The organism is Polaromonas sp. AER18D-145 (assembly GCF_002379095.1).
Taxonomy (GTDB): Bacteria; Pseudomonadota; Gammaproteobacteria; order Burkholderiales; family Burkholderiaceae_C; genus Polaromonas.
The window spans coordinates 1-4,146 of the sequence record NZ_NBZV01000092.1 but is presented as its reverse complement, the minus strand read 5'-3'; the positions used below and the strand labels follow the sequence as shown (position 1 = coordinate 4,146).

The window sequence follows — 4,146 nt, the reverse complement described above, 5'->3', positions numbered from 1 at the left end:
AACCCCTCCCTCGCCCCGCTGGGCGATGGAGGGGGACTTCATTTGGCCGCGTGTGCTGCGCCCGCGTGCAAACATGACTGCCACGTTCTCCGACCTGACGCGCTGCGCGCGTCAGGACTCCCCGCACCCGAATTTATTCCCCCACCCGTCGGGCTGGGCCGAGGAGCACAGCCGAAAGCGGATCAGGACGAGCGATTGTCTGAGCGAAGCGAGTTCGAGCTCGGCCCCGCTTTCGGCGAGCACCGCAGGCTGCCCGCAGCGAAGCGGAGGGACCCAGACCATCGGGTCGCCTTTTCTTTGGTGACTTTCTTTTGGCGACGCAAAAGAAAGTTACTTGCCGCCGGGCAACCCCCGGCCAACAGGTGGCTGCAAGCAACAAACTGTCGAAGCGAAGAAGGCTTCGACAAGCTCAGCCCGAACGGTGGTGGTCTTCGCACCTGGATCCCGGATCCAGTCCGGGATGACAAATCCGGTCCGGCCCTCAGCCCAGCGCAGTCCACAACAACGCCAACCCCGAGCAAACCAGCAACCCGTCCAGCACATACCCATGCGCAGCCGCACTCATCCGCAGCACCAGCGCCTTGCCCGCAAAGGTGCCGGCCATCAGCGAGGCGCCCACGATCAGCCCCTGCAGCAGCACATCGGCGGGCAAGGCGCCGAATTCATGAAAAGTCACGACCTTGCTGAGGTAGATGAGCAGCGAACTGGCCGCTTCCGTCGCGAGGAAGGCCCCCGTGACCAGGCCATATTGATCCGGCCCGATGATGTATTAATTTCCGTTCGGGTTGAGCTTGTCGAAACCCTTCGACAAGCTCAGGGCGAACGGTTCATATTTCATCGGGCCGGATCAATAGGACAAAAAGACCGGAACACTGAGCGGCCCGGTGGACAGCACAATGCCGGTGAGAAAGCCGATAAAAGCGCCGGCCACGGCAAGGTGCCACAGCCGCGCCTTCCACTGCAGGCGCGCCAGCACGTGGCGCACCGGGACCATGGCGAGGAAAAAAATGCCGAGGCCGATCTCGATGACGTGTGGCGGCAGGGCCAGCAAGGTGCGGGCACCCAGGGCTGCCGCGGGCACGCCGGTGACGGTGTAGGCGGCGACCGCCTTCCAGTCCACCTTGCGCCACCAGGCCAGCACACGTGACAGGTTGGCCATGACCGCCGCGATGGCCATGATGGGCACGGCCTGTTTCGGCCCGAAGGCATGGACCAGCACCGGCAGCAGCAGGATGGACGAACCGGTGCCGATGACGCCGCTCAGGCAACCGGCGGCAAAACCGGTGAGCAGGACGAAGGTGTAGGCGGCCATGGCCTCAGAACGGCCCCGCCAACGCGCAGCAAAAAGCCCCGCGAGCCGGGGCTTGCTGCAAAGGCACCCCCATCAGTGGCTCACGATGGAAGGTGCGGCCGCGAACGGCTTAACCGCCCTTGTGCGGGCGCTTGCCCGGGTTCTTTTTGCTGCGGGTCCAAGAGCCGCGCTCCAGGCTGATCTTTTGACCGCGGCCGGCCGTGCGGGTCATGCCGGGGGCGGGAACGGGCTTGGGTGCGCAGATGTCGGCTTCGACGCGGATTTTTTTGGACATGGAAGACTCCGGATTAAAAAATTGGCAGAACCCGGCATTTTAAGCTACCGCGCCCGGGTCAGGGCAAGGCAGGGGCAGCCGGCCGGCCGGAACCGATTTACATCGCCCCCACCAGCGGCAGGTTCAGCAGCAGATTCTGCGGCTTGAGCTTGACCGACTGGCCGGCATTCATCATCAGGCCCAGGTACACCGGCTTGCCGGCCACATCGGCGCGCATCTCCTGCGGATCCGCAAAATCCAGCCGGAACAGGCTGAGCAGGCGCTGCAACCGTCCGGCCTCCACCTCCCTGCCCTCGTACAGGTCGTTGAGCAGCGCCGTCGCCTCCACGTCCAGCCCCACATGCCAGCGCCAGGCGGTGTCGTCGACCTTTTGCAGCGGCCGGATGGTGACCGCCACCCCGAGAAAATGCCGCACCCACTTTTCCAGCACACGGGCCAGCGCTGTCAGGCCGGAGCGGGCGCGTGTCATGGTGAACACCAGACCGTGGCTCAGGTCGTTGCTGATTTCATGGGTCAGGTCGAGCAGGAAGTGGTGGCGGTCGCTGGCGGGCCAGTAGTCGGGCGCGTTGCCGTCGGTGAGCACCTGCATGTCGATGGCCCGCAAGGGGGCCTTGGCTTCCGCCAGGAAACGCCCGAAGTCGCCCAGTCCGCCGGTTTCGTTGAACATGTCCAGCACCTCGCGGTCGCCGGCCAGCACCTGGCCGTCCTGCGTGGTGATGCGCTGGGCACGAAACAGCATCTCGGCGGCACGCACTTCGTAGGCATCGGTGGCCTCATCCAGCACCTGGCGCAGGATGGCCTGGGCCAGCAGGTCGATGAACAGTGGCGCAATGCTGATGCTGCCGCTGCGGAACAAGCCCAGGTAATAAGCCTCCAGCGTGCCGGCCGCCAGCAGCCCATCGCGAAAGCGCAAAAACAGGCCGTAACTCTCGCGGGCGTCTGCGTCCTGCAGGGCCTGCAGTTCGGCCTCGGTCACCGGCCGCGACGGGGCGGCCAGCAAGGCCGCATGCAGCGCCTGTTCGGCCGCGCAGGACTCGGGCACCAGGGCCAGTTCGGGGCGGCTCAGAAAGAGACGCAGGTAATCGTCGGTGGGTGCCAGCCAACCCCGCGGAGTGATCTGAAGCTGGTGGAAGCCGCTGGAGGGCCAGAAATTTTGCATGGGGGCAATCGTCGCACATTGCGCAGGAAGGCCATTTGCTATCAATTAAATAGCTGCTTGCGCCCGTAGAACAAGGGGAAAACGGGTGTTTTTTATACAAAAATCCGCAAAGCCGGTTCTGGCGCGGTCAGTCACTGGTAGAAAAGGCAGCAGCCACCGACCCGCCCTTCGTCCGGGTTGGCGATGCTGTTTTTTGCTTTGCGTACAGTAGGGTGTTGAAATGCGCAGCGCGCAGCCGATGGAGACACCCATGAACACAACCCTGAAACCCCGTGCCTGGCGGGGATCTGTGCTGGCATCGCTCGGCACCAGCCTGCTGGTGCTGGCGCTGTTGCCCGCCTGGGCGCAGTTGCCAACCGTCACCACCCGGACCGAAACCTGGTCAGGCACCGGCCCGCCGACCGACTACAGCGCCATCGAGCGGGCGCAGTGGGAACAATGGCAGCTGCAGCGCGAACAGGAGCGACGCCAACGTGAGCTGACGCGCCTGCAGGATGCCCAGATCCGGCAGAGCCAGGAGAGCCTCGGCGAACGTGCGTTGCGGGAGCAGGCGCAGCGCAATGGCACCTGGGTGCCCCAGCGCCCCGGCCTGAGCGACCAGGAGCAGGCCTGGCGCGAACAGCAGCAGTTGCAACGTGAGCAATGGCGGCAGCAGCGCGACCTGACACGCCAGGATGACCAGCGGCAACGGCAAAACGAGGAGTCGCTGGGCCAGCGCGCCCTGCGCGAGCAGGCGCAGAACCGGCGCGAACAGGGCCGCATCTCCAGCGGTGACAGGCGTTAGGGCTGCGCCTCGCGGTAACGGGTGGCCTGCGCATCCAGCCAGCTGCGAAACAGTGCCAGCACCGTGTTGTCGGACTTCTGTTCCGGGTAAATGAAGTAATAACGCCGGTCGCTGACAAACTCGTGCTCGATCAGCGGCACCAGGCGACCCTGCTTCAAATCCTCTTCAATCAGGAAGCGCGGGATCAGCGCCAGGCCCTGGCCGTGAATGGCCGCCTCGGTGGTGATGGAAAACAGCTCCATGCGCGCGCCGGCCAGGTCGTTGTCGATGTGCAGGCCCAGCGATTCAAACCACTGCCGCCAGGCATAAGGCCGCGTGCTCATCTGCAGCAGCGGCAGGTGCGCCAGATCGGCCGCTTTCAGCGTGCGCCGCGTTTTGACCAGCGCCGGGCTGCCGACAGCGACCAGGCGTTCATCCATCAGGAAACAGGACGCCGTGCCTGGCCAGCCGGCGTCGCCCGCGAAAATGGCCGCATCCAGCGCGGTGTCGGCAAACAGGAAGGGCCGGGTGCGCGAGGACAGGTGCACCGCAATATCGGGGTGCAGGCGCTGAAAATCGCCGAGCCGCGGCACCAGCCATTTGGCGGCAAAGGTCGGCACCACACCCAGCTCCAGCGC

General features: G+C 65.1%; 5 protein-coding genes and 1 pseudogene. 1 reads left to right on the top strand and 5 read right to left on the bottom strand.

Going from position 1 to position 4,146, the window contains the following annotated elements; all coding sequences use genetic code 11:
• Positions 1–481: 481 nt before the first annotated feature.
• From B7G52_RS22870 to B7G52_RS22860, 4 genes and pseudogenes are all read right to left on the bottom strand, one after another.
• Complete coding sequence (locus B7G52_RS22870; protein WP_096699961.1) at positions 482–676, bottom strand: hypothetical protein; 195 nt, start codon at positions 674–676, stop codon at positions 482–484.
• 177 nt (positions 677–853) lie between these two features.
• Positions 854–1,312: pseudogene (locus B7G52_RS22865) on the bottom strand (sulfite exporter TauE/SafE family protein); the annotation flags it as partial.
• A 109-nt stretch (positions 1,313–1,421) separates the two neighbouring features.
• Entirely contained in the window at positions 1,422–1,586 is a 165-nt protein-coding gene (locus B7G52_RS23725) for a hypothetical protein (protein ID WP_170954860.1), read from the bottom strand.
• Positions 1,587–1,683: 97 nt separating this feature from the next.
• Complete coding sequence (locus B7G52_RS22860; RefSeq protein WP_096699959.1) at positions 1,684–2,745, bottom strand: DUF6352 family protein; 1,062 nt, start codon at positions 2,743–2,745, stop codon at positions 1,684–1,686.
• Between the two features lie 250 nt (positions 2,746–2,995).
• On the opposite strand from B7G52_RS22860, the gene B7G52_RS22855 reads away from it, so the two are divergent.
• Entirely contained in the window at positions 2,996–3,529 is a 534-nt protein-coding gene (locus B7G52_RS22855; RefSeq protein WP_141397536.1) for a hypothetical protein, read from the top strand.
• On the opposite strand, the gene B7G52_RS22850 is transcribed toward B7G52_RS22855, so the two are convergent.
• A partial coding sequence (locus B7G52_RS22850) for a LysR substrate-binding domain-containing protein (RefSeq protein WP_240523594.1) occupies positions 3,526–4,146 on the bottom strand: 621 nt, incomplete at its 5' end. The genes B7G52_RS22855 and B7G52_RS22850 overlap by 4 nt on opposite strands.

What these genes read in the sequence shown, in the direction of transcription:
- B7G52_RS23725 (WP_170954860.1), bottom strand. Translation starts at nt 1,586, where the DNA reads ATGTCCAAAAAAATCCGCGTCGAAGCCGACATCTGCGCACCCAAGCCC.
- B7G52_RS22860 (WP_096699959.1), bottom strand. Translation starts at nt 2,745, where the DNA reads ATGCAAAATTTCTGGCCCTCCAGCGGCTTCCACCAGCTTCAGATCACT.
- B7G52_RS22855 (WP_141397536.1), top strand. Translation starts at nt 2,996, where the DNA reads ATGAACACAACCCTGAAACCCCGTGCCTGGCGGGGATCTGTGCTGGCA.